Here is a 26,443-nt window from a genome sequence, read left to right as displayed (position 1 = left end):
ACCCCTACCTGTGACCACCCCGCTTACACAGACAAGTTGACACGCCCAGGCGTTGGATCTTCTTGTGGTTCACCACCCACCCCTCGGCGCGGGCGTCGTGATACGCCCGCCGATACCCGTAGCGGGGATGGTCCTTCGCCCAGGCGCGCAGCCACTCCCTGAGCGCCCGATCCGGGTCCGCGACCGTGTCGCCCTTGAGCGGTCGCCGGTACGCGGAGCGGCTCAGCCCGACCAGACGGCACGCCATCCGTTCGCTCACCCGCAACTTGCGCTTGAGGTGATCGACGGCGGCGCGGCGCCTGTCCGGGCTTAGAAGTTTCCCTCAGCCAGCTCCTTGAGCGCGGCCTTCTCCAGCTCCGCTTCCGCGAGCAGACGCTTCAGGGTCGCGTTCTGCTTCTCCAGCTCCTTCAGGCGCTTTGCGTCGTCGGCCTTGAGGCCGCCGTACTGGTTCCGCCACCGGTAGTACGTCTGCTCGGACACCCCGAGCTCCCGGCACACCGCCGCGACGTCCTGACCATCGGCGAGCATCCTGTCGGCCTGCCCGAGCTTACGGACGACCTGCTCGGGGGTGTGACGCTTCCTGCTGTTCGTCATGATCTGACCAGTCTCCCTGCCCGCGACCGCGGGCAACAGGACGACTCTCATAACGACTGGACCTACGAAACGGGGTCAGCCCACTGGGCCATCTGGCATCGATGAACGATCGCCCCTGTCAGATGCCTCTATGCATTGGCCGGTGACGGTCCGCGGGCCTGGTCTCGTGCTGGGGGTCTGCCATGAGTTTGCTTGACACGAGTTATCAGGCGGCGGCAGCCGCCTGGACTGATTGAACCATCTCGAACTCGACAGGGGTGAGCTTCCCGAGACGGGCCTGCCTACGACGGCGGTGATAGGTCCGCTCGATCCAGCTCACGATCGCGAGCCGGAGCTGGTCGAAGGACTGCCAGCGACGCCGGTTCAGCACGTTCTTCTGCAACAGCGCGAAGAAGGATTCCATTGCCGCGTTGTCCCCGGCAGCACCGACCTGACCCATGGACCCGATCAGCCCGTGGGTGGTGAGGGCGTCCTGGAATAGGGCCGAGCGGAACTGGGCGGGTTCAACTGGTCGTTGCAACACCGTGCGTTGAGAGCGAGCGTAGCTGCTCGGCGAAGACCTCCGCGGGAGTCTTCCAGTCCAGGACCTTCCTGGGCCTGTTGTTCAGCGTGTACGCGACTGCTGCGAGGTCCTCGGCCGACCATCTCGACAGGTCCGTGCCCTTGGGGAAGTACTGCCGCAGCACCCCGTTCGTGTTCTCGTTCGTCGGCCGCTGCCACGGCGAGTGGGGGTCAGCGAAGAACACCTTCGTGCCCGTGGCCATCGTGAACTGGACATGCCCGGCCAGCTCCTTGCCCCGATCCCACGTCAAGCTCTGACGCAGCTGCTCCGGCACCGTCGCCATCGCCTTGATCAGGGCCGCGGTCATCGCCTCAGCCCCGTACCCACCCAGCGACGGCCCGTTCTTCACCGGCGGCCGCTCACCCCATCCCTCCAGGCGGGGCAAGTGGACCAGGATCGTGGCCCGGCTCTTGCGCTCGGCCAGAGTCCCGATCGCTGAACGCTCGGTCCCGATGATCAGGTCCCCTTCCCAGTGCCCGGGCACAGCACGATCAGCGGCCTCGGGTGGGCGCTTGCTGAACACCACGTCCTCGGTGACGTGGCCCTGGGGCTTGTTCCGGGTACGTGCCCGCGGCTCGCGCAGAGCCCGCCCGGTACGCAGGCACGCGACGAGTTCACGCTTGAGCGCCCCACGCCCCTGGATGAACAGGGACTGATAGATCGCTTCATGAGAGATCCGCATGGACACATCATCCGGGAACTCCAGGCGCAGCCGGTGGCTGATCTGCTCAGGGCTCCACGCCGTGGACCACCGCCGGTCCGCCCGGCGCGGTTTCATCTTCCGCCCCTTGAAACCGGGCCCGACCGGTCCCGGCACGGCCACGCCATCGGGGCCCAGGACCACCCCGTTCAGGCGTGCCTGGACGTAGTCGTGCAGTCGCTGGTTCGTGGCCAGCTTCGCCGGCTTGGGCCGCCTGGCAGCTTCCTGGGCCTTCCACTGCGCCACCGTGGCCCGGTACTCCTGCTTCCCGGAACGAGTGGCGCAGTTACGGCGCAGCTCACGGCTGATCGTGCCGGGATCACGTCCCAGCGTGCGTGCGATCTGACGGACCCCCTGGCCCTGGGCATGGAGGATCGCGAGCTCCTCACGCTCAGCGAAGGACAGATACCGGCCGGTGGGCTCGGCTAAGGACAGCGGGGTCATCCCGCCAGCGTGACGGAACCAGCGCGCCCCGACGGGCCAGGACACGCCCACAGTCAGGGATGCCTCGACCGTGGTGACACCGGTGGCGATYACACGCCAGAACTGGCGTTGGACCTCCCGTGAGGGCTGCGGCCTGCCAGGAGAGCGCATCGGGGCCCGCAAGGCCCGATCCGCTCTCCACTGCCGACGTGTCCCCTCGGGCACGTCACTGATCTTCCTCGCCCAGTCCTTGCTTGCCATCGCCCATACCTCCAGTGATTCCGAGAGGGTGTTGCGACGACCGATTGAATCCACCTTGCGATCCTCGGTCCGAATGCACCCGGCAACCCTGCACCGGCGGCCTCGACGCCCCTGGTCGGATCGCATAAGCGCTCTTCCCGACACCGACCGTCCGGTCCGACAGGATCCACGTTGAGGCGAGCCCTGCTGGTCCTCCCCGTCGGCGTGGTCCTCAGGGCCGTCGGCCGGGCTGAGGGGCGGCTGGTCACACCTGCGTCATCCCTGCCCGTAAAGGAGTCCGCGGGCCTCCGTGGCCGGCGATCTTCACGGAACCTTCAAGGTTGAGCCCTTCACCCGCGTCGGCGGGGCGGTCTACAGTCGATGAAAGGGCGGGCCGGCGAAGGCCGGTGCGTCGGATCAGATCGACGAAGGAGCACATCATGACCCATCACGTGAGCGCCATGCTGGAGACCTACCCGAAGGAGGTGGGGAACATCGATCGGCAGAAACTGGCCGAATGCATCCAGGCCTGCTTCGAGTGCGCCCAGACGTGCACCGCCTGCGCGGACGCCTGCCTGGCCGAGGACATGGTCGCCGACCTGAGGCAGTGCATCCGGTTGAACCTGGACTGCGCCGATGTGTGCGCCGCCACAGGCCGGATGCTGTCCCGGCAGACCGGCACCAACGTCGAGACCACCCGCGCCCTGCTCGAGGCCTGCCGGGCCGCCTGCAAGACGTGCGGGGACGAATGCGAGAGCCACGCCCAGATGCACGAGCACTGCAAGGTGTGTGCCGAGGCCTGCCGCCGGTGTGAACAGGCCTGCGCGGACCTGCTCGTCACCCTGGGTTGAGCCTGCTGATGACCGTTCCCCCTTGAGGGCGGCCAGTCGTCCATGACGTGCGCAGGGAACCCGGACCACCGTGCTCCCTCGCCGCGGAAGGCTCCCATGGACTCGGAGAAGTATCAGAGGGTCAGGAACGGTGCCGGATTCGTCGCGGCGCTGGACCAGAGCGGGGGCAGCACCCCGGCGGCCTTGCACCTCTACGGGATCGACAAGGATGCCTACTCCGGCCCAGAGGAGATGTTCGACCTGGTACACCAGGTGCGCACACGTATCATCACCAGCCCCAGCTTCGACGGTGAGCGCGTCATGGGGGCCATCCTGTTCGAGAACACAATGAACCGCCAGGTGGAGGGTTCCCCCACGGGCGACTACCTGTGGAACAGCAAAGGCATCGTGCCCTTCCTCAAAATCGACCAGGGCTTGGCCCCGGAACAGCAAGGCGCCCAGCTCATGAAACCCATCCCGCACCTGGATGACTTACTGTCTCGAGCCGTCGAAAAGCACATGTTCGGGACGAAGATGCGCTCGGTCATCAAGCTGCCCGGGGACGGGGTGGGCTCCGTCGTGGAGCAGCAGTTCGGGCTCGCCCGTCAGATCCTCGTTACCGGGCTGGTGCCCATCATCGAGCCCGAGGTGGATATCCGCAGCCCCCGCAAGGCCGAGGTGGAGGACCAGCTCAAGGCGGCAATCCTCGCCCAACTGGACAAGCTCGGAGACGACTAGGGCGTGTCTGAGAATAGATGCACGAGTCAGCTGAGACCCTGGGGACATGTCCCGGTTCCAGATGCTCTCTGACACCCAATGGGAGTTGATCGCCCCGATGCTCCCGACCCGGACCGGCCGCGCCGGCAGGCCGTTCGCCGACGCCCGCACCATGGTGGAGGCGATCATCTACCGGTACCGGTGCGGAATCGCTTGGAGGGATCTGCCCGAGGTCTACGGGCCCTGGCAGACCGTGTGGACCTGGCATCGGCGCTTGGCTGAAGAGGGCACMTGGGACACGGTGCTGGCCACGCTGACCGCCGCCGCTGACGCCGAAGGCCTGATCGATTGGTCGGTCTCGGTGGACTCCACGATCGCCCGCGCCCACCAGCACGCGACGAACATCACCCGCCACACAGGGGGATGGATCGAACTACAAGAATCCGCGTGAGGAGCCGGCCGATCACGGCATCGGGCGCTCCCGTGGCGGGCTGAGCACGAAGATCCATCAGCTCGTCGATGGGACCGGGCTGCCGCTGGTCAGCCTGATCACCCCCGGCCAGGCAGGGGACTCCCCGATGCTGCTTCCTCTTCTGGMGCAGCTGCGCGTGACCCGGCCAGTAGGGCGGCCCCGGACCCGCCCCGAGGCCGTGCTGGGCGATAAGGCGTACTCCTCCCGGGCGATCCGCACCCACCTACGTGCCCGTGGGATCAAAGCGGTCATCCCCGAACCGGCCGACCAGCAGGGCCACCGCAGACGGCGCGGTGCCCGCGGCGGGCGCCCCGTCAGCCTCGACGCGGACGCCTACAAGGGCCGCAACGTCATCGAGCGTCAGTACGCGCACCTGAAGCAGTGGCGGGGTCTGGCGACCCGGTATGACAAGTACGCGATCGTCTACCGGTCCGCTGTGGTGCTGAATGCTGTGATCGCATGGTCCAAACGATTGTCAGACATGCCCTAGGCAGGAGGGCCCGGGAGGCCAAGTGGGACACGACAGGTGCCTTGGTCAGGGCCGAGGCGCAGGTATCGTCCACGGCCTCCAGGGCACAGACCGGCAACCCGGGGTCGGCTGCCTCATCCCCGGCAGGCTCGGCCGGGAGCACGACCTCGGGCACCATGCCGGCCGGACCGATGGCGCCCGGCCCGAGGTGATGAACAGTTGTGGCGGCGGCCGTACCGGTGGCGGCCCAAGCCGCGCTGGTGCCCGTACCAGCGTGCATCCCGAGCAGGCCCAGGATCAACACGAGGGTGCCCAGAACGGTTCGAAGGGCGGGCCAGCCGGACAGGGGGCGGCGGGGGGAGGTCACAGCAGCGATTCGGTGGTGTTCCCGCCGTCCGTGGTGGACAGCACGGTCGAGCCGACGACCAGCAGTGCTTCGGTCTGCCCGTCGTCGGTGATGCCCGTTCCCAGGGCGGTGGCCGTGCCGACCGGGCGGTCGCTGGCGGTCCAGGTGTCGCCGGCGTCGGTGCTGGTCAGCAGGTGTCCCTCGGTGCCGGCGCCCACGGCGGTGGTGTCATCGGCCCAGGCGACCAGGTGCATCAGCTGGGGGGTGTCCAGGGTGGTCCAGGTCGCGCCGTGGTCGGTCGAGCGCAACATGCCGGTTTCGGTGGTGGCCAGCACGGTCCCGGTTTTGGGGGAGATCGCCAGCGATGCCGGGGCGACGGGGATCTCAAGGCTCTGCCAGGTGAGGCCGTCGGTGCTGGCGCGCAGTTGCCCATCGAAGCCGAGGACCCCGTTCGGGCCGGCGGCCAGGGCGTGGAAATCGGATGCGCCGCCGCGGGAGAGCACCGTCCAGCTCTGGCCCCGGTCGGTGGACTCGGCCAGGCCCAGCGGCTCGGGCAGGTCGGTGCGCGGTGCGGGGTGACCCGAGGCCAGGTAGCGGCCCTCGGGAGTCAGGGTGAAACCCATGAAGTCCACGACCGGACCGACCTGGGTCAGCTCCCCGTCCTGGAGCCGGAACAGGCCCTGGTGGGTGGCCAGCAGCACCTCACCGGACTCGGGGTCCCGGGTGAGGGCATGGACGTGGGTGATGGCCGTGCCGGTGCCCTGCGTGCCGGTGCCGGCCGCCGGGGATGTCGCGGGGTTCGGCGCGGCGCAGGCGGTGAGGGTGCCAGCGCCGAGCAGGGTCAGCCCGCCGGCGATCAGGGTTCTGCGGGTCAGGGGGGTCATGGAGCCTTTCCGCCCCGGGCCAAAAGGCGGGGCTATCTACCATTGTCGGCCGGTGACGCGCCGGGATGGGGCGGTTTGCCTTGAAGATTCGATGAAGATTCCCCGCCCCGGCACCGTTCTGAGCCGCCGGGGCGCGAGACAGAGCGAGACTGGACCCATGAATTCTGGCACTGGCACTGGGACTGACACTGGGACTGGTCCGGCGGCCGGCCGGGTGTTGGTGGTCGATGACGAGAAGCCGCTGGCGCGCATGGTGGCCACCTACCTGGAGCGGGCCGGCTACGAGGTGGCCCTCACCCACACCGGCCCGGCCGCAGTGCAGGCCGCCCGGGTTCACGAGCCCGACGTGATGGTCCTGGACCTGGGCCTGCCCGGGCTGGACGGGATCGAGGTGTGCCGGCGGGTGCGGGCCTTCTCCGAGTGCTATGTGCTGATGCTCACCGCCCGCGGCCATGAGCACCACCGGTTGGAGGGATTGGCGGTGGGGGCCGATGACTACATCACCAAACCCTTCAGCGTCCGGGAGCTGGTCGCCCGGGTGGGGGCGGTCATGCGCCGGCCGCGCACAACGGTGTCAGCCCCCGAACCGGAACGGGTCTGCGGTGACCTGGTCATCGACCTGGCCGCCCACGAGGCCCGCGTGTCGGGCCAGGTGGTGCAACTAACGCGCACGGAGTTCGACCTGTTGGCCGCCTTGTCGGGGCGCCCGCACCAGGCCTTCTCCCGGCGCCAGCTGATCGATATCGTCTGGGACCCGGCCTGGGTGGGCGATGAACGGCTCGTGGACGTGCACATCAAGAACCTGCGCCGCAAGCTCGACGCGGACCCGGCCCGCTATATCGACACCGTCCGCGGGGTCGGCTACCGGATGGCGGAGCAATGACCGGCCGGCGGCGCTACCAAGGATTAGCGGCCCGGTTCTTCCTCGCCCAGCTGCTGGTGGTGGGGGCCAGCGTGCTGGCCGCGGTGGTGGTGGCCTCCCTGGCCGGCCCACCACTGTTCCACGAGCACCTGGAACAGGCCGGGGCCGGACACGATGCAGCCCAGGTGCTGCACGTGGAGCAGGCCTACCGGGACGCCAATTTCTGGACCCTGGGCGTGGCCCTGGCCACGGCCTTGATCTGTTGTCTGGCATTGACCTGGAATGTCGCCCGCCGGATCCAGAGTCCGATCAACGCCCTGACCCAGGCGGCCAAGGCCATGGCCGGTGGACGGTACGACACCCGCGTGCCGGCCATGGGCGCCGGCACCGAGGTGGAGGAGCTGGCAGGGTCTTTCAACACCATGGCCGCACGGCTTCAGCGCACCGAGGACACCCGTCGACGGATGCTCTCGGACCTGGCCCACGAGCTGCGCACCCCCGTCTCCGTGCTGACCGTCTACCACGAGGCCCTGCAAGACGGGGTGTCCCACTGGGACGAGCCCACCGGTGAGCTGATGGGCGAGCAGCTGGCCCGGTTGACCCGGCTGGTGGAGGACATCAACGACGTCTCCCGCGCCGAGGAGGGCCGGATCGAACTGGACCGCAGCCCCCAAGGGGTCAGCGGGCTGCTGCATGCCGCGACCGAGGCCCACAAGGAGGCCTACGCCACCAAGGGCGTGGCCCTGACCATGGACGCCGATCCGGGCCTGGCCGTGGACGTGGACCGCCAGCGCATGGGCCAGGTCCTGGGCAACCTGCTCACCAACGCCCTGCGCCACACCCCGGCCGGGGGCCGGGTCACCCTCGAGGCCCGACAAAGCCCGTCCGGGGTCACGCTCAGCGTCACCGACACCGGGGAGGGGATCTCTCCCGAGCACCTGCCGCACGTCTTCGAACGCTTCTACCGCGGGGACACCGCCCGCGACCGTGACCACGGCGGCTCCGGGGTCGGCCTGGCCATCTCCCGAGCTCTCATCCAGACCCACGGCGGCACCCTGAGCGCCACCTCCACCACGGCCGGGGCGACGTTCACCATCGACCTGCCCACCAAGCAGCCCCCCGACCAGCCCACCTACCGGCGCACCCGTTTATCCACCGTGAACACCGGCGCTCCACCCCTTGAATGATACCCCCAGGGGGTATATACCAAGAGGAGAGGCGCCGTCCGGCGCCGCCCTCAGACCTGAAGGAGACCGTCATGACCGAATCCGCCCGCACCCCGCTGCCGGGGGCCACCAACGGCTGCTCGTGCTGCGCCCCAGCCGCCGACGCCACCGCCCCCGCCGGGCGCCAGAGTGCCGACCCAACCGGGACGAGCGCCGGCGACGCGACCTACCAGGTGGAGGGCATGACCTGCGGACACTGCGTGGGCTCCGTCGCCGAGGCCGTGAGCGCCCTGGACGGGGTGGACGATGTCCGGGTCGAACTGGTCGCCGGCGGGGCCTCCCCCGTCACCGTGACCGGGCCCGCCTCCGCGGACTCCGTGCGGACGGCCATCGAAGCGGCCGGCTACCGCGTCCGGATCTAACCGACCCATCCCCTCGAGGTCGGCGCCCCACCGCCGAGCCGGTCGCCGAACAGACCGCCGAGCAGAAGGAACACCATGAGCACCCCGCACCACCACGATCACCCCACCGACCAGACCGCCGAACACCCAGACCCGAACCCCCACGCCGGCCACGCCAACCACACCGACCATGCCGCCCACCACCCCGCGGACGCGGCCACCCACGGGCAGGCCATGCCCCAGGGCCACGCCCACTCGGCCCTGGACGAGGAGCACCAGGTCCACGACCACGGTCAGCACGCCGGGCATTCCACCGCGATGTTCAAGAACCGGTTCTGGGTCTCACTGGTGCTCTCCATCCCGGTGGTGTTCTTCAGCCACATGGTCGGGCAGCTGCTGGGCTACCACGTCCCCGAGTTCCCGGGCTCGGCGTGGATCGCCCCGGTGCTGGGCACCGTGATCTACCTCTATGGCGGCATGCCCTTCCTGAAGGGCGGGCTGACCGAGTTGCGCGCCCGCCAGCCCGGGATGATGCTGCTGATCGCGATGGCCATCACGGTGGCCTTCGTCGCCTCCTGGGTCACGACCCTGGGCATCGGGGACCTGATGCTGGACTTCTGGTGGGAGCTGGCGCTGCTGGTGGTCATCATGCTGCTGGGCCACTGGATGGAGATGCGCGCCCTGGGCGCGGCCTCCTCCGCCTTGGACGCGCTGGCGGCGCTGCTGCCGGAGGAGGCCGAGAAGGTCGTGGACGGTGACACCATCACCGTGCCGATCACCGAGTTGGCCGTGGGCGATGTGGTGCTAGTGCGGGCCGGGGCCCGGGTGCCGGCCGACGGGACCATCCTCGAGGGCGCCGCGGAGTTCGACGAGGCGATGATCACCGGGGAGTCGAAGCCTGTGCTGCGCCAGGCCGGGGACACGGTGGTCGCTGGGACCGTGGCCACCGACAACACCGTGCGGGTGAAGGTGGCCGCCGTCGGGACCGACACGACCCTGGCCGGGATCCAGCGGATGGTCGCTGACGCCCAGGAATCCTCCTCCCGCGCCCAGGCGTTGGCCGACCGGGCGGCGGCCCTGCTGTTCTGGTTCGCCCTGGTCGCGGCGATCATCACCGCGATCGTGTGGACCGCGATCGGCCAGCCCACCGACGCGGTCACCCGCACCGTGACCGTGCTGGTCATCGCCTGCCCGCACGCCCTGGGCCTGGCCATCCCGCTGGTGATCGCCCTCTCCACGGAGAAGGCCGCCAAGTCCGGGGTCCTGATCAAGGACCGGATGGCCCTGGAGCGGATGCGCACCATCGACGTGGTCCTGTTCGACAAGACCGGCACCCTGACCGAGGGCGCCCACGTCGTCACCGCCGTCACCGCGATGCCCGGCGTGTCCGAGGCAGAACTGCTGGCGGTGGCCGCCGCGGCCGAGGCTGACAGCGAGCACCCCGTGGCCCGGGCCATCGTCACCGCCGCCGGGCAGCACCCGCAGGCCAGCACGTTGCGCAAGCGCGGCACGGACTTCAGTGCTGCCATGGGCCGCGGGGTGCGCGCCACCGTGGACGGCTCCGAGATCCTCGTCGGGGGCCCGAACATGCTGCGCGAGCTTAACCTGACCATGCCGGCGGAGATCACTGAGCACACCGCCTCCTGGACCGCGCGCGGGGCCGGGGTGTTGCACGTGCTGCGCGAGGGGTCCGTTATCGGCGCGGTCGCCGTGGAGGACAAGGTCCGCCCCGAGTCCCGGGCCGCCGTGGCCGCCCTGCACGCCCGCGGCATCAAGGTCGCGATGATCACCGGCGATGCCCGCCAGGTCGCCGAGGCCGTCGGGGCGGACCTGGGCATCGACGAGGTCTTCGCCGAGGTCCTCCCCCAGGACAAGGACACCAAGGTCACCGAGTTGCAGTCCCGGGGACTGTCCGTGGCCATGGTGGGCGACGGCGTCAACGACGCCCCGGCGCTGGCGCGGGCCGAGGTCGGCATCGCCATCGGCGCCGGCACCGACGTGGCCATGGAGTCCGCCGGCGTTGTGCTGGCCAGCAACGACCCCCGCGCGGTGCTGTCGATGATCGAGCTCTCCCAGGCCAGCTACACCAAGATGATCCAGAACCTGGTGTGGGCCACCGGCTACAACGTGCTCGCCGTGCCGCTGGCCGCCGGCGTGCTCGCCCCGATCGGGTTCGTGCTCTCCCCCGCGGTGGGCGCGATCCTGATGTCCGTCTCCACCATCGTGGTGGCCCTCAACGCCCAGCTGCTGCGCCGGATCGACCTGGACCCGGAGCACCTGGCTCCTCTCGAGCGCCCCCGGTCGCAGGCTGCCCTTCAACCCGCGACCTCCTGATCGCGCCTCTTGGCGCTAACTCTGATATGAACCCTCAACCCACTGTGGAAGGACCCACCATGAAACGCACCATGACGCTGACCGCCCTGGCCCTGGCCTCCGCCCTGACCTTGACCGCCTGCGGCACCGGCGCCCAGGACGAGAACGCCGGCGCTGAGGCCTCGGCCACCGCGACCAGCTCCGCCCCCGCCGCCACCCCTGCGGCCACGGCCACCGCGACACCGTCCACCACGGCGACCGGTTCGGCCGAGGAGGTCTCCGCCGAGCACAACGACGCGGACGTGATGTTCGCCCAAATGATGATCCCGCACCACCAGCAGGCCGTTGAGATGAGCGAGATGCTGCTGGCCAAGGATGACGTCCCGGCGGAGGTGGCCGCGTTCGCCCAGAAGGTCATCGACGCCCAGGGCCCGGAGATCGAGCGCATGAACGCCATGCTCACCGCCTGGGGCCAAGACCCCGTGGACACGGACGGTATGGAGGGCATGGACCACGGCGGGATGTCCGGGATGATGTCCGAGGAGGACATGGCCGCCCTGGAGCAGGCCCAGGGCACCGAGGCCGCCCGGTTGTACCTGGAGCAGATGACCGCCCACCACAAGGGCGCCGTGGACATGGCCAAGGACGAGGTCGAGGACGGCCAGAACCCGCAGGCCGTGCAGCTCGCCGAGCAGGTCATCGCCGACCAGGAGGCCGAGATTACCGAAATGCAACAGATGCTCGACAAGCTCTGAGCACCGTCGTCCGCTGCGGGCATCCGGTGAGACGCGGCTGGCGATAGACCCCGAAACCGGAACGGGTCCTCCAGGAAAGGAGACGAGCATGCAGGACAAGATCAAGGTCGCGGTGAACGGGTACGGGGTCATCGGCAAACGCGTCGCCGACGCGGTCCGGGCCCAGGAGGACATGGCGCTGGTCGGAGTCAGTGACGTCATCGCTGACTACCGGATCGCGACTGCGGCCGGGAAGGGTATCCCCGTCTACGCCTCTACCGAGCAGGCCCTACCGGTGATGGCGGATGCCGGCCTTCCCGTCGTCGGAGGCCTGCACGACCTGCTCGAGAACGTTGACGTCGTGGTGGACTGCACCCCGGCCCAGGTGGGCGCCGGCAACCTGGAGCTCTACCGTGCCCACGGGGTCAAATCCGTGTTCCAGGGCGGGGAGAAGCACGATCTCACCGGCCACTCCTTCGTCGCCCACGCCAACTACGCCACCGCCCTGGGCCGGGACAGCACCCGGGTGGTGTCCTGCAATACCACCGCCACCGTCCGGGCCCTTACCGCGCTGAAGGACGTCGGACTGCTGTCCAAGGCCCGGGGGGTGCTCATCCGCCGGGCCACCGATCCGTGGGAATCGGACCACTCGGGGATCATGAACACCATCGTCCCCGAGGGCCGAATCCCCAGCCATCAGGGGCCCGACGCCCAGTCGGTGGTCCCGGACCTGGACGTGGTCACCATGGCCGCCAAGGGAGCCCACACTCAGAACCACCTGCACTACTGGACGATCGAGCTCACCCGCCCGGCCGAGAAGCAGGAGGTGTTGGAGGCGTTCCGGGCGATGCCGCGGATCGCCTTCGTCCGGCGCTCGGACGGCGTCGTGGCGGTCAATAGCACCGTGGAACTCATGGAGGACCTGGGCCGGCCCCGGGGTGATATGTATGAGGTGGCCCTCTGGGAAGACATCCTCACCGTGGACGGCAACGAGCTGTACTACACCTACACGGTGGACAACCAGGCGATCGTCGTCCCCGAGAACATCGACGCGATCCGGGCCCTCACCGGAACCGTCGACGACGGCGGCGAGTCCATCCGGCGCACCGACCGCGCCTTGGGGGTGCGCCAGGACTTCGTGCGCTCCTCGGTGGCTGCCCGTTGAACTGCGCGGCAGACGCCGCTGAGGCGGTGCCCGGCCCCAGGAATGGGGGGTGGTCGGACACCGCTTCGGCGGCCGCAGACTACCGCAGCGGTCCTATGGCCTCCGGTCAGGTGCGAGAGGCCGTCGCGATCGCGTTGATGGCCTCATCCAACACCGCATTGAACTGCGCTGGGCTCTGGGCCGTACTCAGCCCTTCGGTCAGGGCGCGGGAGAAGCTGGCGATCACGCCGTGGTTGCGGGCCAGCAGGGTGGTGGCCTGGGCCCGGGTATAGCCGCCCGACAGGGCCAGGACGCGGATCACTCGGGGATGGTCCACGAACTCGCGGTAGAAGTCCGCCCGCTCCGGCAGCGTCACTTTGAGGATGACCGACTAGGGCATGTCTGACAATCGTTTGGACCATGCGATCACAGCATTCAGCACCACAGCGGACCGGTAGACGATCGCGTACTTGTCATACCGGGTCGCCAGACCCCGCCACTGCTTCAGGTGCGCGTACTGACGCTCGATGACGTTGCGGCCCTTGTAGGCGTCCGCGTCGAGGCTGACGGGGCGCCCGCCGCGGGCACCGCGCCGTCTGCGGTGGCCCTGCTGGTCGGCCGGTTCGGGGATGACCGCTTTGATCCCACGGGCACGTAGGTGGGTGCGGATCGCCCGGGAGGAGTACGCCTTATCGCCCAGCACGGCCTCGGGGCGGGTCCGGGGCCGCCCTACTGGCCGGGTCACGCGCAGCTGCGCCAGAAGAGGAAGCAGCATCGGGGAGTCCCCTGCCTGGCCGGGGGTGATCAGGCTGACCAGCGGCAGYCCGGTCCCATCGACGAGCTGATGGATCTTCGTGCTCAGCCCGCCACGGGAGCGCCCGATGCCGTGATCGGCCGGCTCCTCACGCGGATTCTTGTAGTTCGATCCATCCCCCTGTGTGGCGGGTGATGCTCGTCGCGTGCTGGTGGGCGCGGGCGATCGTGGAGTCCACCGAGACCGACCAATCGATCAGGCCTTCGGCGTCAGCGGCGGCGGTCAGCGTGGCCAGCACCGTGTCCCATGTGCCCTCTTCAGCCAAGCGCCGATGCCAGGTCCACACGGTCTGCCAGGGCCCGTAGACCTCGGGCAGATCCCTCCAAGCGATTCCGCACCGGTACCGGTAGATGATCGCCTCCACCATGGTGCGGGCGTCGGCGAACGGCCTGCCGGCGCGGCCGGTCCGGGTCGGGAGCATCGGGGCGATCAACTCCCATTGGGCGTCGGAGAGCATCTGGAACCGGGACATGTCCCCAGGGTCTCAGCTGACTCGTGCATCTATTCTCAGACACGCCCTAGTCGCAGCCATCGCGCTTGGCGCCCTGCCCTCAGGTGTCCTAGGGGCCGCGATCCTGCACATCGTGGGCCTGCGGATCATTATCTCCGGCAGCCTCGCCATCGCCGCCCTAGGACTAGCTCTCGCCGTGCTGGCCTCTGCGAACGGATCACTACCCCTGCTGGTCGTCAGCTTCATCGTGACCGGCTTCGGCCTGGGCGGCACCTKCGCCGTCGCTTCCGCCGCCATTATGGGCAACGCGCCTCCGCGAAAGGCCGGCATGGCGGCCTCGATCGAAGAAGTCTCCTATGAGATGGGCTCCCTCTCGGCTGTAGCACTCCTCGGGAGCCTCCTGACCTTCGTCTACGCCACAGTCGTCCGACTCCCGGATGGCACTCCCGCCGCAGCGGGGGAGAGCATTGCCGATGCCCTCGGGATCGCCGACGGAGATCTCGACGTGATCGCAGCCGCCACCTCCGCCTACGACACGGCCTATTTGGTCACGATGATCGTCCTCGCTGTCATGCTGGCTAGTGGAGCCGCTCTGACCAATCGGCTGCTCCGCGCTTACGGGCGCGGCAGCGAGGCAATGGAGTACGCCGAAAACCACTGAACCAATCGGAGGGGCGCATGATGGTGCGTGAGAGCAAGAAGACCATGATCCTCGACGCCGCGATCCAAGTGATCGAGGAAGACGGGATCACAGCAGTCACGTTTGACTCTGTCGCGGCCGCTGCAGGGATCACCAGGGCCGGGATCATCTACCACTTCCCGTCACGAGACGACTTGATCGCTGCGATCCACCAGAGACTCGCTGATCGCTGGGAGCGGCAGTTAGAGATCGCCTGTGGAAAGCCGACCGCTGAGGCAACGCCGATGGAGCGCCTGACCGCCTACATACTCACTTGTTCGACAGCCGCCTCCCGCGCCGAGTTCCAGMTGATTCTCGACAGCCAGCACACCCAGCACAAGGCGATCTGGGAAGACCTCATCGACCGATGGACCGGACGTAGCGAACGAGACGAAGCTGAGCGCGACCAGATGACCTCGCTCGCCCTGCTCGCTGCTGACGGGCTCTGGGTCAACGACCTGATCGGAAGCAGGCCCATCTCACAGGACCACCGGAGTGAAACCGCAAAGCAGATCATCGCGCTACTCCAGAATGACGTCCATGAATCCGAGGCCAAGCCCAACGGGTAAGCGAGCCAGCGCGCGGTTGGAGAAGGCCGGATCGACGAATCCGTCGAGCGCGATGATGGGCAACCCTGTCAAGCAAGATCGCACCCTGGCACCTCTGTCCAGCAGCACCCAACTGGCTCTGACACATGCGCCTAGTGGGTATACCCGCCTGGACGGGGTCAGCCTGTGACAAAGCTAGACCAGGAGAAGACCGCCGCGGTCCAGGCCGTGGTGACCCGCGCGTTCGGAGTCTCCCGGACCACGATCTACAAGGCCCTCAACACCACCGAGACCGGCCAGCCCTGAACGGCCCACGCCCTGTGGATACCCGTGGTCCGGGCCGGTTCTTCTCCGTAGGGTGAGACCCGTCGCGGTGTTCTTCTTCGAGGGCCGCGACGGTGAGTGAGCCGCCTGTTCTCCTGTCCGGGTATGGTCACCCCGCCCTTGTCTTGGTCAATAGGGGGCAAGGGGATTTCACTTCCGCCCGGTCCACGCGCGACCCATCGGCAGCGCCCAGCACACATCACCCGTGGTCAGACCGGGGAAGTAGTGCAACTAACGCAGTACCGCAGTACCGCATTCACCCGTGCGGTGCTGCGGTAGCGCGGTGGTGCGGTTATAGCGCTGACATCGCTGTCAAAATGGGCATGGGACACACTGAACCTACTGATCATTCCACTTCCTGGGCGGCGTCAGCCATCCCCTCTCGATTCGATCTTCAGCGGCCATTTCCTCCGTCATTTTCTTGGTCTTGCTCCAAGCTTGCCGAATTTCCTCATCACTCATACCGGGCCGCCACGTCTTTAATAACAATGCTTCAGTCCCAAAGACTGTGAACATCGCGATAGCTCCGCACGCAGCGTGACCCGGAGAAACGAACCACCCCACCATTGCCCCCACAAGTGGGGGAATAACGAACCCCCAAATTGCATAGCCCCACCCGCCTGGGTCTGAGTGACCAGCAGAAACAGTAAAGGGCCGCTCACACAAAGTCACGACAATAGAACTAACCACTACAGCAGCAGCAGTGAGGGCAAGGGAAAGAGATCCGCTCAAAGGGCTGGAGAGGAGCTTGCTCAACAGCCACCAAAACAACCAGACCACCGGGGACAGTAGCGCCGCAGTAGACAAGTGTCCCCCTACGGCCAAGGAAATAGGAACGACATGGGAGGGGCCCCCTTCCTTCGGAAAGGAACCCCTCCCCCTGTTTGGGATTAGCCCTGACATCAGCTCAGGCAAGCCTCCACAAGCCCGGGAACCCCCAGGAGTTCGGAGAGAACATTCACGGCATCCTCACCGATCTCAGCGGCAGCCTGACCGGAACGAATTGCACGCCAAATGCCGCTAACTCCGCCCCAAAGGCTCCGCGCCTTCTTAATCCAAGCAATGATCTTGAATACGGGGAACCCGAACTGAACGACGAAATTGCCAAGCGCCAGCGAGCATCCAAAAACATTAAACGCTGGACTTGCCTCAGCGTCGCCAGATGAATCCACTGGAGTCTGAATTGTCGTGAGGCCTTCAAGGTAAGGCGCGATTTTCTCGCTGTATCCCGGGTATGTGTGAGGATCAGCTCGCTTAAGCTCTTCAGGCATCGAATCCAGCGCCCTCAGAATCATGTCGAGCTGCTCATCTTCCGTGTAGGAGGACTGCGGCTTGCGCCACGCCGACTGAGGCGGCCGTCGCCCAGCATGAGGCGGCCGTCCAATCGGCTGCCCGGCGCCCGCCAAAGTCGGCGCAGCGACTGCAATCAGACCCCCAGAAACCAACGCTCCCGAAAGACCACGCATGGCTTGACGTCGATCGAAAATAATCCCCTCCAATATTCAGCTTGTCATCTGACGCATCGAAGCCTATCTGCGTGCTGTACATCACACAAGTTGCAGGCGAGGCCCCCTGTCATGCGGTGGCAGCAACAGGAGGGGAGGTGGACGTTCCCCGCCGGGGTCGGGCTTAGCTGACCTGGAGGATGAAGTATGTGGTGGGGTATCCCAGCGGGAAGCGGTCTTCTCCGTGGTCCACTGCACATCCCCTCGATGCTCACTCCGTCTGCTTGCGTTCGGTCCGTTGTGGCGAGTTCGTTCTTGCGCCGCGCGGCTGAGTGAACTATCTGTTCTCCCGTCCAGAGACCTCCCCTGACTTGGTCGATTGAGGGATGGAGGCCTTTCAGTATCCCCCGGCTCCTGGATGGTCAACCGGCAGCTACTCAGTGCGTATCGCTCTTAGTCAGACATGGGAAGAGGCGTCTCTAACGCAGTACCGCACTACCTCATTCATGCGCGCGGCACTGCGGTATTGCGGTCAGTCTTCGGGGTACTTGGCTTCGATGGCCTGGATGATCAGTTGGGACATGGGCACCCCGACCTCGACGCTGTGCCGGCGCAGGTGCTTGTGCAGGCGTTCGGGTAGGCGGATGGAGGTGGCCTTGATGGGCTCGGCGGCTGCCTGGGCGTGGGCGGCGTAGGCCAGGGTCATGTCCGGGCCGTCGGTGGGGGTGGCCGGGGTGGTGGTGCGGCGTCCGCGGGCGGCGCCGGGGGTGGGCTTGGTGCTCACGGGCGGGTCATCTCCTGGATCTCCTCGGCGACCTGGAGCCAGGGGCCGAGCGCGGTACGGGTGGGGTAGGTGCCGTGGGTGTGCTTGAAGCTCTCGCGGGTGGGGATCGTGGTGGCCAGCTGCGGGACGTTCTCGGCGGCCAGCAGGTCCACGACCTGGGTGAAGAGCTTGGTGCGGGGGTTGGCCTGGTTCAGCAGGGCCACCAGGCGCACGGTGGGGCCCAGGGCGTCGACGGTGGCCCAGGTGCGGGCGATGTCGTCGGCGCTGGGAGTGGTGGGGATGATGACCAGGTCGGCCGCTGCGGCAGCGGCGGACTGGACGTCGGGGGTGCCCGGTGGGGTGTCGATCACGACGAAGTCCGTGCTCGGGCGCAGCCGTTTGAGGTCGGAGAGGTTCACGGCCCGGTAGGTGAAGGGGATGGGCGAGCCTGTGGGGCGTTCTTCGGCTGCGATCTCCAGCCACTCGCTGGCCGAGCCCTGGGGATCGGCGTCGAGGACTTCGACGCTGTGGCCGGTGTGGGTCAGGGCGGCGGCGAGGCAGATGGTTCCCATGGTCTTGCCCACGCCTCCCTTGGAGGCGATGAACGCGATGGTGACAGGAGCTGGTGCCATGAGGGCAGGATAACCCGCACTAACGCAGTGCCGCACGCGGTGATGCGTTAGTGCGGTACTGCAATCCCTCGGGCCTAGGCGTACATATCGCGTTGGCCAGGGCGGGAGCTGGTGATGGCTCCTCCTCCGTGTGGCAGAGCGTGAGCTCCGTGTTGTCCACCAAGTGGGGATTCTGCTTGTTCAGGAGAGCTTCTCCTCCGTGTCGCTTTCCTCGAGGCTGGCACGCAGCTCGTTCTGGATGCGGAGCAAGGCCGGAGAGTCTGAGTCCTCATCGAAGGGGCAGACATGCGTGTGTGGGATGAGCACCTTGTCGGTGGGGCGTTCTGCGGGGCGTTGGATGGCGATGATCTTCCGACGTCGAGGAAGGCGCCACTGAGCCTTAGGGGGCAATCCAGCGCTCTCGTACTCTTCCGGCTGGAAGGGCCAGGGTGCTTCGCGTTCGGTGTAAATCCAGATGATCGGCAGTCGACAGCGTCGGCAACGGCCTCTCTTTGGTTTGGACCAGAGATAGGTGGCTGGGGCGTCGTCAGCAGGGTCTGAGAACAAGGCCTGCTTGATCTGCTGGGGTTCATGGAGACGATGCCGGGGTGGTGGTTGCTCTTGGCTCATGTGGGTCTCCTCTGCCTGCGCACGCCGGTGATGTTTGGATTCTCACCCGATGGCCGGCTGTACACCAGAGGAAGGAGGGACTGGTGCACGTGTAGGTGACAGTCGTCTTCACGCCGCGTCTGCGGGCGTGTGGTCCATGATCAACTCGTACTCGACCGGCGTCAATCGGCCCAGGCGCACCTGCCGGCGGCGGCGGTGGTAGGTTCGCTCGATCCAGGTGATGATCCCGGCCCGCAGCTCGGGGCGTGTCAGATGGTCTGTGTAAGCCGTACCGAGAGGAACGGTAAGAATCATGACCATGATCGACGAGAAGAACCCAGGCGAGCCCTCGGGCCAGGACCTGGTCGAGCAGCTGAAAGCCTCAGGGCAGCTTGATGCCCTGTTCGCGCAGATCGACGCGGGCGGCGTCGAGCTCACCGGTGACGGCGGGTTCGTGCCCGCGCTGGTCAAGGCCGCGCTCGAGCGGGGCCTGCAGGCCGAGCTGACCAGCCATCTGGGCTACGAGAAGGGCTCGAGCGAGGCGCCGAAGCACGCCAACTCCCGCAACGGGACCACCCCGAAGACCGTGGAGTCCGAGGTCGGGCCGATCGAGCTGGACGTCCCGCGAGACCGGGGCGGGTCGTTCACCCCGCGCCTGGTGCCCAAGGGCCAGCGGCGCCTCGGGGGCCTGGATGACATGATCATCAGCCTCTATGCCGGCGGAATGACGATCCGGGACATCCAGCACCACCTGGCCTCCACGATCGGCACGGACCTGTCGCACGAGACGATCTCCAACATCACCGACGCCGTGAGCGAAGAGGTCCTGGCGTGGCAGTCGCGGCCGCTGGAGGAGTTCTATCCGGTGATCTATCTCGACGCAATCCGGATCAAGATCCGAGAGAACAGCCAGGTCCTCAACCGTGCCGCCTACATCGCCGTCGGCGTGGACCTCGAGGGCATCAAGCACGTGCTGGGGATCTGGGTCCAGGACACCGAGGGCTCGGCGTTCTGGGCCCACGTCTGCGCCGATCTCGCCAACCGGGGCGTGCAGGACGTGCTGATCGTGTGCTGCGACGGGCTCAAGGGCCTGCCGGAGGCGATCGAGGCGACGTGGCCGGACTCGATGGTCCAGACCTGCGTGGTTCACCTGATCCGGGCCGCGATGCGGTTCGTGGCCTACCAGGACCGCAAGAAGGTCGCCGCCGCGCTGAAGCCGATCTACACCGCCCCCAACGAAGAGACCGCGAGGAAGGCGCTGGCCGAGTTCGAGGCCTCCGAGCTCGGCACGAAGTACCCGTCTGCAGCCGCGACCTGGGCGAACTCCTGGGAGCGGTTCATCCCGTTCCTGCAGTTCCCACCCATGCTCCGCAAGGTCATCTACACGACCAACAGCATCGAGTCGCTGAACTTCCAGCTACGGAAGGTGACCAAGAACCGCGGCCACTTCCCCTCGACCGAGGCGGCGGTGAAGCTGCTCTGGCTGGCGATCTGCAACATCGAAGACAAACGCGCCGCCGAACGCGCTCGGGACCGGGGCAAACCCGCCGGCCAGCGCAAAGCCCAGGGCCGGCTCGTCGAAGGCCAGGCCGTCACGAACTGGAAGCAGGCCCTCGCCCAGCTCGCCGCGGCCTACCCCGACCGGATCAACCCCTACCTGTGACCACCCCGCTTACACAGACAAGTTGACACGCCCCGCCGTACTGCCCGCCGATCACCTCCTGCAGCTTGCGGGCGTAGACCGCGTCAGGCTTCTCGGGGCTGGAGACGTGCTGAAGCTTCTGCTTGTGGATGTACACGAGAGACTCCCTCGATCGGGTCAGACGCGCGAAGGCCCGAGGGGCTCCACGCCGGACACCATCCACGCTACGCGGGTCTGACCGACCCGCGTAGAGCTGACCCACGCCAGAACTGCCTCGGTCACCACCCACGCCATGGACGCCAGCACCACTCGGGGGGTGAGCGCTTTCGCCATCCTCCGCCTGCGGATGCGGCGGGTAGGTGACTCCCAGCGGCACGCGGTACAACCGGTCGTTTGTGGCTGCGCTTCCACGAGCACGAGACCAGCCCCTCACACTCCGAGCGTCTCGCCCTATCTCCACTGCGCCTCTGCACTGCTATCTTCCTAGCCATGTTCACTCTCTGACGGCATCGCGCTGAACACCCCACCATCACGAGAGGAACAACTGTGCCCACTGACCTTCTGACTCTTCACTTGCCGCAGCTCTACCCTGCTGACCAGCTCCCTGGAGGACTCGACTTTCGAGGGTTGGACGTTGGGATGGCCGACGATCTGGCCCAGTGCTATCTGATGAGCTACCCACCCGACGTCGCCGCCTCCGACCTGGCCGAAGCGCGGGAGGAGATGGAGGCGACCTTCCGCGGCGACTACGGGGAGCTGCGCGCCGACGCGAGCGCCTCGGCGTGGGTGGACGGCCGCCTGGCCGGGGCGATCATGGTGGTCACCCACTCGATCTGGGACGCGGACCTCGCGGGGCCGTTCATCATTGACCTCTTCACCGATCCCGCCGCGCGCGGGAAGGGGGTCGGGCGCGCCCTGGTGCAGCACGCCGTCGACGTCTGCTCCGCCGCCGGCGACCCCGCCCTGAGTCTGCGCTTCGGCGAGGGCACCTCCGAGGCGGCCATGGGGATCTACCAGAAACTTGGATTCCAGCCCGTCGATTAGGCAGATTCGGTCGTTAGTGACGAGGGGCCCTGCCATGCGCCGTGTGCGCCACCTCCGGCCCTGCCCCCCGCCGCACGGCCCGCCACAACCAACCCGCCAGAGCGGCAGCCGCCCGTACGTTTCGGGCGATCCCCGGGACCCGCGGGGGCGCCCACCTGGACACCCAGTGTCACCCCGGCCGGATCCCGCCCGATACGCGAAGAGTCCACCGCGCGTCGTGTGGAACCTTGCCTGCATCTCGACAGCAAAGGCCCTTGCCCACCGATCCGCATCGTGACACAGTTCACCCCATGATGCAGCAGCAGTGACGCCGTGGGTCCGACGAGCCACCACCGGCCTCCCCGCGCGCCCGTCTCGAGCACGGCTCGACGGGTGCCTCTGCGCCCACCCCTTTCTTCAGAAAGCAGTCACCGCATGCCTGACATCATCGAATTCCCCCTGCCCGTCTCGTCGGACGACCCCCACTGGCGGGCCTACTGCCAGCTCGGAGACGAGTACAACCACGAACTGATCGGCACGACCGAGTGGGACGAGACCCCCACGGACGCGCTCATCCAGGCCGCCGCCGAGACCGACCACACGCTGCGCCGCTACCTGGCGTACGTCGACGGCGAGGCGGTCGGCTACGCCCGTGTCCTGATCAACCACGTCGACGACCCTGACGCGGCCGCCCTCAACGTCTACGTCCACCCGCGGCACCGCGGACGCGGCCACGGCCGGGCACTGGCCGAGCGGCTCGTCCTGGACACCGCCGGCCTCACCCGTTTCGAGACCTGGCCGCTGACGCCGCCGCCGGTGGCCGGGCAACGGGCGCTCACCCCGCCCAACGGCGCCGGCGCGGTGCCCGCCGAGCATCCGGGTGTGCGTCTCGCCCAGTCCTACGGCTTCGCGCTCGCCCAGATCGAGCGGGTGAGCCGGTATGACTTCGCCGATCCGGGGATCGACCCCGCCGTCGCCCTGGCCGAGGCCGAACGCGTCTCGTCGGACTACGAGCTCCACGCCTGGGAGGGCGCGGCCGACGCGTCCCTGCAGGACGACCTCGCCGTCCTCAAGGCCTGCATGGCCACGGACGTGCCCTCCGGGGAACGCACCGTGGTGGAGCAGGTCTGGGATGCAGCCCGCGTGCGTCGCATGGACGAGCAGATCCTGACGACCGGGCGGCTCTTCCGCGCGGTGGCGCGGCACCGTGCCACCGGCCGGATCGTCGCCCTGAGCGAGCTGGTGGCGCCCCGCTCGCGCCCGGACGGGCTGATCGACCAATGGGACACCATCGTGCTGCCTGAGCACCGCGGCCACCGCCTCGGCATGCGCGTGAAGGCGGCGAACCTCATCGCCGTGCGCGACGCGCTGCCCGAGGCCCGCGCGATCATCACGTGGAACGCCGAGGAGAACCGGCACATGCTCGACGTCAACGAGGCGTTGGGCTTCCGGCCCGTGCTGGCCGAGGCGTCCATGGAAGCGCCGGCACCGCTGCGACGTCGCTGACGGCCCGCGACCCGCGGCGCCGCCTCACCCCCGCTCGAGCGTCCGCTGGGCCGCCTCCCGCACCGCCCGCGTGAGCCGCACCAGGCGCGTCACGGGCAGTGTGGCCGCCTGCCAGTACAGGGGCACGAGGACGTCGTCGAGCCCGGGCACGCGGACCAGCCGGCCGGCGCGCACGTCCTCGACGGCCTGGGCGCCCACGAGCATCCCCCACCCCAGGCCGGCCCGGACGGACCGGTGGAACCCGTCGAACGACGGCGCCAGGTGCGTGGGCGGGGCGACGTCCAGCCCGGCGCCGCTCAGCGCGAGGCGCTGCAGGTCGTCCTTCGCGTTGTAGCGCATCATGGGCATCGCGCCGAGGTCGACGACGTCGCCCGCCGCGTGCCGGGCGAGCAGGGCGGGCGAGGCGAGCGGGACGTAGCGCATGCTCCCCAGCGGCTCCGCCGCACACCCCTGCACCGGCTGCGGCTCCGTGGTGACGGCGGCCAGCACCTCGCCCCGGCGCAGCAGCCGGGCGCTGTGGTCCTGGTCCTCGACGTGCAGGTCCAGGACCGTGTCGTCCCAGTCGGCGGCCTCGGCCAGGACGGGCCCGAACCACGTGCCCAGCACGTCGGCGGGCACGGCCAGGGAGGTGACGCTGCGCCCGGCCGCCGTGCGACCCAGCCCGGCCCACGCCTCCTGTTCGAGCACCCGCATGTGCCGGGCCACGCGCACCAGGCCGACGCCGGCCTCGGTCGGCTCGCAGGGTGTGCCGCGCCGGAGCAGCACCTGGCCCACCTCCCGCTCCAGGGCGCGGATGCGCTGGCTGACCGCCGAGGCGCTGACGCCGAGGTCGTACGCGGCCGCCTCGAACGAGCCCTCGTCCGCGATCGCACGCAGCGCCTGCAGCTGATCAAGGTTCATGAAGCAGAGCTTAGGCACCTGCAGTTCTCTTCGTTTGGCTCAGGCCCGGCCGGGCCCTAGCGTCCTCACCCATGTGGACCCTCGCCGGCACCGGCCTGCTCACCGGACTCGCCCTCATCGTCGCCATCGGCGCCCAGAACGCCTTCGTGCTCCGCCAGGGCGTGCGCCGGGAGCATGTGGGCGCCGTCGTGCTGGTGTGCATGGCTTCGGACGCCGTGCTGATCCTGGCCGGCACCGCCGGGGTGGGCGCGCTCGTGCAGGCCGTGCCGTGGCTGCTCGAGGTGCTGCGCTGGGGCGGCGCCCTGTACCTGCTCTGGTTCGCGGTCTCCTCCCTGCGTGCCGCGCTGCGCCCGCAGGGGCTCGTGGCCGAGCAGGCGCCGCGGACCGCGGGCTCGGTCGTCGCCACCACGCTCGCACTGACCTGGCTCAACCCGCACGTCTACCTGGACACCGTGGTGCTGCTGGGCAGCCTCGCCAACCAGCACGGTCCCGACGCGCGGTGGGTCTTCGCCGCCGGCGCCGTCGCCGCCTCGGTCCTGTGGTTCACCGCGCTCGGCTACGGCGCGCGCCTGCTGGCCCGGGTGCTCGCCGACCCGAAGGCGTGGCGCGTGGTGGACGTGGTGATCGCGGTGGTCATGGCGGTGCTCGCGGTCCGGCTCATCGCCGGTTCCGGCGTGTGGGGGTGAGCCGACAGACGCCGGTTCTGGCGTCGGGCTGAATCAAGGTCGCTCAACGTCGACCCGCCAGAGCTGGGCTCGTGCGGCCTCCGCGAACAGGGGTGCACCGCACGGCACCAGCCGCTCAAGGACGTCCCTGACGGTCAACGGAGGATTCCGTGTCGCGCCCGCTTGGGCTGCGAGGGCCGTCATCACTCGAGCCGGGTCCAGGTCGAGCTGGTTCATGAAAAACTCATCCGGACTCTGCACCTCGATGTCGAAGGACTCAACGACCTCCCGCGGGAAGTCCTTCAGATTCGCCGTGACGATCAGGTCAGCACGTCCCTGGATCGCGGCGGCGACCACATGCCGATCATCGGGGTCCGGAAGATCAATCCCGGGCACGAGCTGCTCCCACCCCTCGACCCGCGCGTCGTCGAAGGCGGCGTCCATGACCCCGGCACGGTGACGCGCCGCCCCCGACGCACGCATGTCTGGATGCATCGCTTCCAGTGCGCGCACCGTCTCGTCGAGGATCCGCCCACTCCATACCGGCCGATAGAGGCCCGCCTCGGCCAGATGCAGCAAGGTGTCCGCTTGGGCGATGGGCACGAGGACGCACGCGTCGAGCACCGCGCTGAAGCGAGCCACTACCCGCGCTCACCCCGGAGGTCGGCGCGAGCCTGACGCAACGCCTCGCGGTAGGACTCCGCCTTCTGGTCGTAGAGCCCCGCAGACGAGGCCTCCCCTACGAGGTCGCTCAGCGAGGCACGCCGCTCCCCGCGCTTCCGCTGCTGATAGGACACGACGTCTTGGAGCCGGATGCGTCGGTGCCGACCACCGGTCGTCCTCTCGTACGGCAACGCGCCCTCCTCGAGCAGCCTCACCAGCGTGGGACGACTGATGCCGAGGAAGTTCGCCGCCTCTTGTGTCGTGAGCAGCTGGTCGACGGGTGCCACCGTGATGGCCTTGCCCACCCGCATCGCCTCGACGACGTCCCGCAGGACGTTGAAAGCCTCTGGCGGCAGGGGGACCTTCTGGCCGTCAGGGCCGACCAGGGCGGCCGGCTGCGTCAGGCCGTCGAGGAACCTGCCGAGGTCGAGCATCTCCTCGAGGTCCGTCGGCGGCAGCACCGTGTGCTTGTCATTCACCGTCGCAGTCATGGAACAAGACTACCCGCGAAAAAGAAAAATTCGCAGTCCCCTCCCGCCTCCGCTTCCCCGCCCCGGGACACTGTGTCAGCCGCGCGCGTAGGCGAGCGACTCCTCGATGATCCCGACGACGACGGCCAGCTCCGCCTCGTCCCGCGGACCGTAGAGCATCCACTCCGTGCCGAAGTCCGCGTAGCCATGCGGTTCGAGCCATCCGAGCTCGGTCAGACGAACGCCGCGCTCGGGCGCCAGGACGAGGTGCACTGACGTGTCGTCCACCCCATGCAGGTGCACCGGCTCCCAGCGCCGGCCTGGTGAGAGGTTGACCTCCGGGGTGCGCTCCTCCGGCCGGCCTGTCAGGTGGACGGCGCGCGACGTTGCTGGCGAGACGGTGCTGTGGCCCTCCTCGACGCCGTCGAGGGCGAACACCGCAGCGACCAGACGGCCCCACAGCTCCGGCGATG

At 68.2% G+C, this 26,443-nt stretch carries 27 protein-coding genes and 4 pseudogenes; 15 read left to right on the top strand and 16 right to left on the bottom strand.

The annotated features are described in order from the left end of the window. Nucleotides 1-46 precede the first annotated feature (46 nt). The 3 genes and pseudogenes from G6R13_RS10545 to G6R13_RS10535 form a co-directional block, all read right to left on the bottom strand. Nucleotides 47-594, bottom strand: a pseudogene (locus tag G6R13_RS10545) (transposase); the annotation flags it as partial. Nucleotides 595-799: 205 nt separating this feature from the next. Further along, nucleotides 800-1,093, bottom strand: a pseudogene (locus G6R13_RS10540) (IS3 family transposase); the annotation flags it as partial. 4 nt (nucleotides 1,094-1,097) lie between these two features. Further along, nucleotides 1,098-2,300 (bottom strand): IS30 family transposase, encoded by a 1,203-nt coding sequence (locus G6R13_RS10535; protein ID WP_119217929.1) that lies wholly within the window; start codon nucleotides 2,298-2,300, stop codon nucleotides 1,098-1,100. 659 nt (nucleotides 2,301-2,959) lie between these two features. On the opposite strand from G6R13_RS10535, the gene G6R13_RS10530 reads away from it, so the two are divergent. The 3 genes from G6R13_RS10530 to G6R13_RS10520 all read left to right on the top strand — a co-directional run bounded on the left by G6R13_RS10530 (nucleotide 2,960) and on the right by G6R13_RS10520 (nucleotide 5,028). Next, nucleotides 2,960-3,370 carry a four-helix bundle copper-binding protein gene (locus G6R13_RS10530; protein WP_044659891.1) on the top strand — a complete coding sequence of 137 codons (411 nt, stop codon included), beginning with the start codon at nucleotides 2,960-2,962 and terminating at the stop codon, nucleotides 3,368-3,370. Between the two features lie 96 nt (nucleotides 3,371-3,466). Continuing rightward, nucleotides 3,467-4,087, top strand: a complete 621-nt coding sequence (locus G6R13_RS10525) for a class I fructose-bisphosphate aldolase (RefSeq protein WP_225348377.1) — start codon at nucleotides 3,467-3,469, stop codon at nucleotides 4,085-4,087. A 46-nt stretch (nucleotides 4,088-4,133) separates the two neighbouring features. Next, a protein-coding gene (locus G6R13_RS10520; protein WP_163721646.1) for an IS5 family transposase occupies nucleotides 4,134-5,028 on the top strand; the annotation gives its coding sequence in 2 pieces (ribosomal slippage) (nucleotides 4,134-4,490 and nucleotides 4,492-5,028; 894 coding nt in all). Between the two features lie 342 nt (nucleotides 5,029-5,370). On the opposite strand, the gene G6R13_RS10515 is transcribed toward G6R13_RS10520, so the two are convergent. Then, nucleotides 5,371-6,237 (bottom strand): F510_1955 family glycosylhydrolase, encoded by an 867-nt coding sequence (locus G6R13_RS10515; RefSeq protein ID WP_036340675.1) that lies wholly within the window; start codon nucleotides 6,235-6,237, stop codon nucleotides 5,371-5,373. 157 nt (nucleotides 6,238-6,394) lie between these two features. On the opposite strand from G6R13_RS10515, the gene G6R13_RS10510 reads away from it, so the two are divergent. From G6R13_RS10510 to G6R13_RS10485, 6 genes are all read left to right on the top strand, one after another. Continuing rightward, nucleotides 6,395-7,120: a response regulator transcription factor gene (locus G6R13_RS10510; RefSeq protein WP_060974075.1), complete on the top strand. Its 726-nt coding sequence runs from the start codon at nucleotides 6,395-6,397 to the stop codon at nucleotides 7,118-7,120. Continuing rightward, on the top strand, nucleotides 7,117-8,286 hold the full coding sequence (locus G6R13_RS10505) for a HAMP domain-containing sensor histidine kinase (protein ID WP_060974076.1): 1,170 nt from the start codon (nucleotides 7,117-7,119) through the stop codon (nucleotides 8,284-8,286). The genes G6R13_RS10510 and G6R13_RS10505 overlap by 4 nt, the downstream gene beginning before the upstream one ends. Nucleotides 8,287-8,357: 71 nt before the next feature. After that, a complete protein-coding gene (locus G6R13_RS10500) occupies nucleotides 8,358-8,687 on the top strand; it encodes a heavy-metal-associated domain-containing protein (protein WP_060775536.1) in 330 nt (109 codons plus the stop codon). A gap of 297 nt (nucleotides 8,688-8,984) precedes the next feature. After that, nucleotides 8,985-11,000: a copper-translocating P-type ATPase gene (locus G6R13_RS10495; protein WP_196489436.1), complete on the top strand. Its 2,016-nt coding sequence runs from the start codon at nucleotides 8,985-8,987 to the stop codon at nucleotides 10,998-11,000. A gap of 59 nt (nucleotides 11,001-11,059) precedes the next feature. Continuing rightward, nucleotides 11,060-11,734 (top strand): DUF305 domain-containing protein, encoded by a 675-nt coding sequence (locus tag G6R13_RS10490; RefSeq protein WP_060974078.1) that lies wholly within the window; start codon nucleotides 11,060-11,062, stop codon nucleotides 11,732-11,734. Nucleotides 11,735-11,822: 88 nt separating this feature from the next. Then, the gene (locus G6R13_RS10485) at nucleotides 11,823-12,878 is read left to right on the top strand and encodes a type II glyceraldehyde-3-phosphate dehydrogenase (RefSeq protein WP_002854314.1); all 1,056 of its coding nucleotides are present in this window, start codon (nucleotides 11,823-11,825) and stop codon (nucleotides 12,876-12,878) included. Nucleotides 12,879-12,984: 106 nt separating this feature from the next. On the opposite strand, the gene G6R13_RS10480 is transcribed toward G6R13_RS10485, so the two are convergent. Beyond that, complete coding sequence (locus G6R13_RS10480) at nucleotides 12,985-13,233, bottom strand: hypothetical protein (RefSeq protein ID WP_060974079.1); 249 nt, start codon at nucleotides 13,231-13,233, stop codon at nucleotides 12,985-12,987. 15 nt (nucleotides 13,234-13,248) lie between these two features. Continuing rightward, a protein-coding gene (locus G6R13_RS10475) for an IS5 family transposase (RefSeq protein WP_163721645.1) occupies nucleotides 13,249-14,143 on the bottom strand; the annotation gives its coding sequence in 2 pieces (ribosomal slippage) (nucleotides 13,249-13,785 and nucleotides 13,787-14,143; 894 coding nt in all). Between G6R13_RS10475 and G6R13_RS10470 the strand changes: the two genes are divergently transcribed. Together G6R13_RS10470 and G6R13_RS10465 are read left to right on the top strand one after the other, a co-directional pair. Further along, nucleotides 14,037-14,783 (top strand): MFS transporter, encoded by a 747-nt coding sequence (locus tag G6R13_RS10470; protein WP_205521358.1) that lies wholly within the window; start codon nucleotides 14,037-14,039, stop codon nucleotides 14,781-14,783. The genes G6R13_RS10475 and G6R13_RS10470 overlap by 107 nt on opposite strands. Before the next feature lie 17 nt (nucleotides 14,784-14,800). Continuing rightward, complete coding sequence (locus tag G6R13_RS10465) at nucleotides 14,801-15,370, top strand: TetR/AcrR family transcriptional regulator (RefSeq protein ID WP_163721643.1); 570 nt, start codon at nucleotides 14,801-14,803, stop codon at nucleotides 15,368-15,370. A 1,205-nt stretch (nucleotides 15,371-16,575) separates the two neighbouring features. Here the strand turns inward: G6R13_RS10465 and G6R13_RS10460 are convergent. The 5 genes and pseudogenes from G6R13_RS10460 to G6R13_RS10440 all read right to left on the bottom strand — a co-directional run. Beyond that, on the bottom strand, nucleotides 16,576-16,944 hold the full coding sequence (locus tag G6R13_RS10460; protein WP_127435415.1) for a hypothetical protein: 369 nt from the start codon (nucleotides 16,942-16,944) through the stop codon (nucleotides 16,576-16,578). A 706-nt stretch (nucleotides 16,945-17,650) separates the two neighbouring features. Beyond that, nucleotides 17,651-17,902 (bottom strand): hypothetical protein, encoded by a 252-nt coding sequence (locus G6R13_RS10455; RefSeq protein WP_049147591.1) that lies wholly within the window; start codon nucleotides 17,900-17,902, stop codon nucleotides 17,651-17,653. Further along, a complete protein-coding gene (locus G6R13_RS10450) occupies nucleotides 17,899-18,513 on the bottom strand; it encodes a ParA family protein (protein WP_065423796.1) in 615 nt (204 codons plus the stop codon). The genes G6R13_RS10455 and G6R13_RS10450 overlap by 4 nt, the downstream gene beginning before the upstream one ends. A 180-nt stretch (nucleotides 18,514-18,693) precedes the next feature. Then, on the bottom strand, nucleotides 18,694-19,122 hold the full coding sequence (locus G6R13_RS10445; RefSeq protein ID WP_127435416.1) for a DUF6083 domain-containing protein: 429 nt from the start codon (nucleotides 19,120-19,122) through the stop codon (nucleotides 18,694-18,696). Nucleotides 19,123-19,230: 108 nt separating this feature from the next. Further along, nucleotides 19,231-19,374 (bottom strand): annotated as a pseudogene (locus G6R13_RS10440) (IS3 family transposase); the annotation flags it as partial. A gap of 46 nt (nucleotides 19,375-19,420) precedes the next feature. On the opposite strand from G6R13_RS10440, the gene G6R13_RS10435 reads away from it, so the two are divergent. After that, nucleotides 19,421-20,764, top strand: coding sequence for an IS256-like element ISMlu11 family transposase (locus G6R13_RS10435; protein WP_012750929.1), 1,344 nt, complete (start codon nucleotides 19,421-19,423; stop codon nucleotides 20,762-20,764). A 34-nt stretch (nucleotides 20,765-20,798) separates the two neighbouring features. Here G6R13_RS10435 and G6R13_RS10430 read toward each other — a convergent pair. After that, nucleotides 20,799-20,900, bottom strand: a pseudogene (locus tag G6R13_RS10430) (manganese catalase family protein); the annotation flags it as partial. Nucleotides 20,901-21,382: 482 nt separating this feature from the next. On the opposite strand from G6R13_RS10430, the gene G6R13_RS10425 reads away from it, so the two are divergent. Beyond that, nucleotides 21,383-21,787, top strand: a complete 405-nt coding sequence (locus tag G6R13_RS10425; RefSeq protein WP_148244930.1) for a GNAT family N-acetyltransferase — start codon at nucleotides 21,383-21,385, stop codon at nucleotides 21,785-21,787. Nucleotides 21,788-22,201: 414 nt separating this feature from the next. Continuing rightward, the gene (locus G6R13_RS10420) at nucleotides 22,202-23,272 is read left to right on the top strand and encodes a GNAT family N-acetyltransferase (RefSeq protein WP_163721641.1); all 1,071 of its coding nucleotides are present in this window, start codon (nucleotides 22,202-22,204) and stop codon (nucleotides 23,270-23,272) included. A gap of 24 nt (nucleotides 23,273-23,296) precedes the next feature. Here G6R13_RS10420 and G6R13_RS10415 read toward each other — a convergent pair whose 3' ends face one another. Continuing rightward, nucleotides 23,297-24,172: an ArgP/LysG family DNA-binding transcriptional regulator gene (locus G6R13_RS10415; RefSeq protein WP_163721639.1), complete on the bottom strand. Its 876-nt coding sequence runs from the start codon at nucleotides 24,170-24,172 to the stop codon at nucleotides 23,297-23,299. Nucleotides 24,173-24,243: 71 nt separating this feature from the next. Between G6R13_RS10415 and lysE the strand changes: the two genes are divergently transcribed. Further along, nucleotides 24,244-24,858, top strand: a complete 615-nt coding sequence (lysE, locus tag G6R13_RS10410; protein ID WP_060973796.1) for an L-lysine exporter — start codon at nucleotides 24,244-24,246, stop codon at nucleotides 24,856-24,858. A 33-nt stretch (nucleotides 24,859-24,891) separates the two neighbouring features. Here lysE and G6R13_RS10405 read toward each other — a convergent pair whose 3' ends face one another. The 3 genes from G6R13_RS10405 to G6R13_RS10395 all read right to left on the bottom strand — a co-directional run bounded on the left by G6R13_RS10405 (nucleotide 24,892) and on the right by G6R13_RS10395 (nucleotide 26,408). Next, nucleotides 24,892-25,479: a PIN domain-containing protein gene (locus tag G6R13_RS10405; protein ID WP_036314945.1), complete on the bottom strand. Its 588-nt coding sequence runs from the start codon at nucleotides 25,477-25,479 to the stop codon at nucleotides 24,892-24,894. Further along, nucleotides 25,479-25,991, bottom strand: coding sequence for a helix-turn-helix domain-containing protein (locus tag G6R13_RS10400; RefSeq protein ID WP_134416925.1), 513 nt, complete (start codon nucleotides 25,989-25,991; stop codon nucleotides 25,479-25,481). Before G6R13_RS10400 ends, G6R13_RS10405 begins: the two co-directional genes overlap by 1 nt. A 75-nt stretch (nucleotides 25,992-26,066) precedes the next feature. Then, nucleotides 26,067-26,408, bottom strand: a complete 342-nt coding sequence (locus tag G6R13_RS10395) for a luciferase family protein (RefSeq protein WP_060973795.1) — start codon at nucleotides 26,406-26,408, stop codon at nucleotides 26,067-26,069. Between the last annotated feature and the right edge of the window lie 35 nt (nucleotides 26,409-26,443).

The sequence above is a fragment of the Micrococcus sp. Alg238-R198 genome (genome assembly GCF_900537135.1).
Taxonomy (GTDB): Bacteria; Actinomycetota; Actinomycetes; order Actinomycetales; family Micrococcaceae; genus Micrococcus; species Micrococcus luteus.
Note: the sequence above shows the minus strand (reverse complement) of the source record. Positions and strands in the feature narration are given on the sequence as shown.

Coding starts and splice junctions, on each gene's coding strand:
- G6R13_RS10425 (WP_148244930.1), top strand. CDS start 21,383: ATGGCCGACGATCTGGCCCAGTGCTATCTGATGAGCTACCCACCCGAC.
- G6R13_RS10510 (WP_060974075.1), top strand. CDS start 6,395: ATGAATTCTGGCACTGGCACTGGGACTGACACTGGGACTGGTCCGGCG.
- G6R13_RS10530 (WP_044659891.1), top strand. CDS start 2,960: ATGACCCATCACGTGAGCGCCATGCTGGAGACCTACCCGAAGGAGGTG.
- lysE (WP_060973796.1), top strand. CDS start 24,244: ATGTGGACCCTCGCCGGCACCGGCCTGCTCACCGGACTCGCCCTCATC.
- G6R13_RS10490 (WP_060974078.1), top strand. CDS start 11,060: ATGAAACGCACCATGACGCTGACCGCCCTGGCCCTGGCCTCCGCCCTG.
- G6R13_RS10450 (WP_065423796.1), bottom strand. CDS start 18,513: ATGGCACCAGCTCCTGTCACCATCGCGTTCATCGCCTCCAAGGGAGGC.
- G6R13_RS10420 (WP_163721641.1), top strand. CDS start 22,202: ATGCCTGACATCATCGAATTCCCCCTGCCCGTCTCGTCGGACGACCCC.
- G6R13_RS10495 (WP_196489436.1), top strand. CDS start 8,985: ATGTTCAAGAACCGGTTCTGGGTCTCACTGGTGCTCTCCATCCCGGTG.
- G6R13_RS10415 (WP_163721639.1), bottom strand. CDS start 24,172: ATGAACCTTGATCAGCTGCAGGCGCTGCGTGCGATCGCGGACGAGGGC.
- G6R13_RS10525 (WP_225348377.1), top strand. CDS start 3,467: ATGGACTCGGAGAAGTATCAGAGGGTCAGGAACGGTGCCGGATTCGTC.
- G6R13_RS10460 (WP_127435415.1), bottom strand. CDS start 16,944: ATGCCTGAAGAGCTTAAGCGAGCTGATCCTCACACATACCCGGGATAC.
- G6R13_RS10435 (WP_012750929.1), top strand. CDS start 19,421: ATGATCGACGAGAAGAACCCAGGCGAGCCCTCGGGCCAGGACCTGGTC.
- G6R13_RS10400 (WP_134416925.1), bottom strand. CDS start 25,991: ATGACTGCGACGGTGAATGACAAGCACACGGTGCTGCCGCCGACGGAC.
- G6R13_RS10485 (WP_002854314.1), top strand. CDS start 11,823: ATGCAGGACAAGATCAAGGTCGCGGTGAACGGGTACGGGGTCATCGGC.
- G6R13_RS10535 (WP_119217929.1), bottom strand. CDS start 2,300: ATGACCCCGCTGTCCTTAGCCGAGCCCACCGGCCGGTATCTGTCCTTC.
- G6R13_RS10445 (WP_127435416.1), bottom strand. CDS start 19,122: ATGAGCCAAGAGCAACCACCACCCCGGCATCGTCTCCATGAACCCCAG.
- G6R13_RS10505 (WP_060974076.1), top strand. CDS start 7,117: ATGACCGGCCGGCGGCGCTACCAAGGATTAGCGGCCCGGTTCTTCCTC.
- G6R13_RS10500 (WP_060775536.1), top strand. CDS start 8,358: ATGACCGAATCCGCCCGCACCCCGCTGCCGGGGGCCACCAACGGCTGC.
- G6R13_RS10515 (WP_036340675.1), bottom strand. CDS start 6,237: ATGACCCCCCTGACCCGCAGAACCCTGATCGCCGGCGGGCTGACCCTG.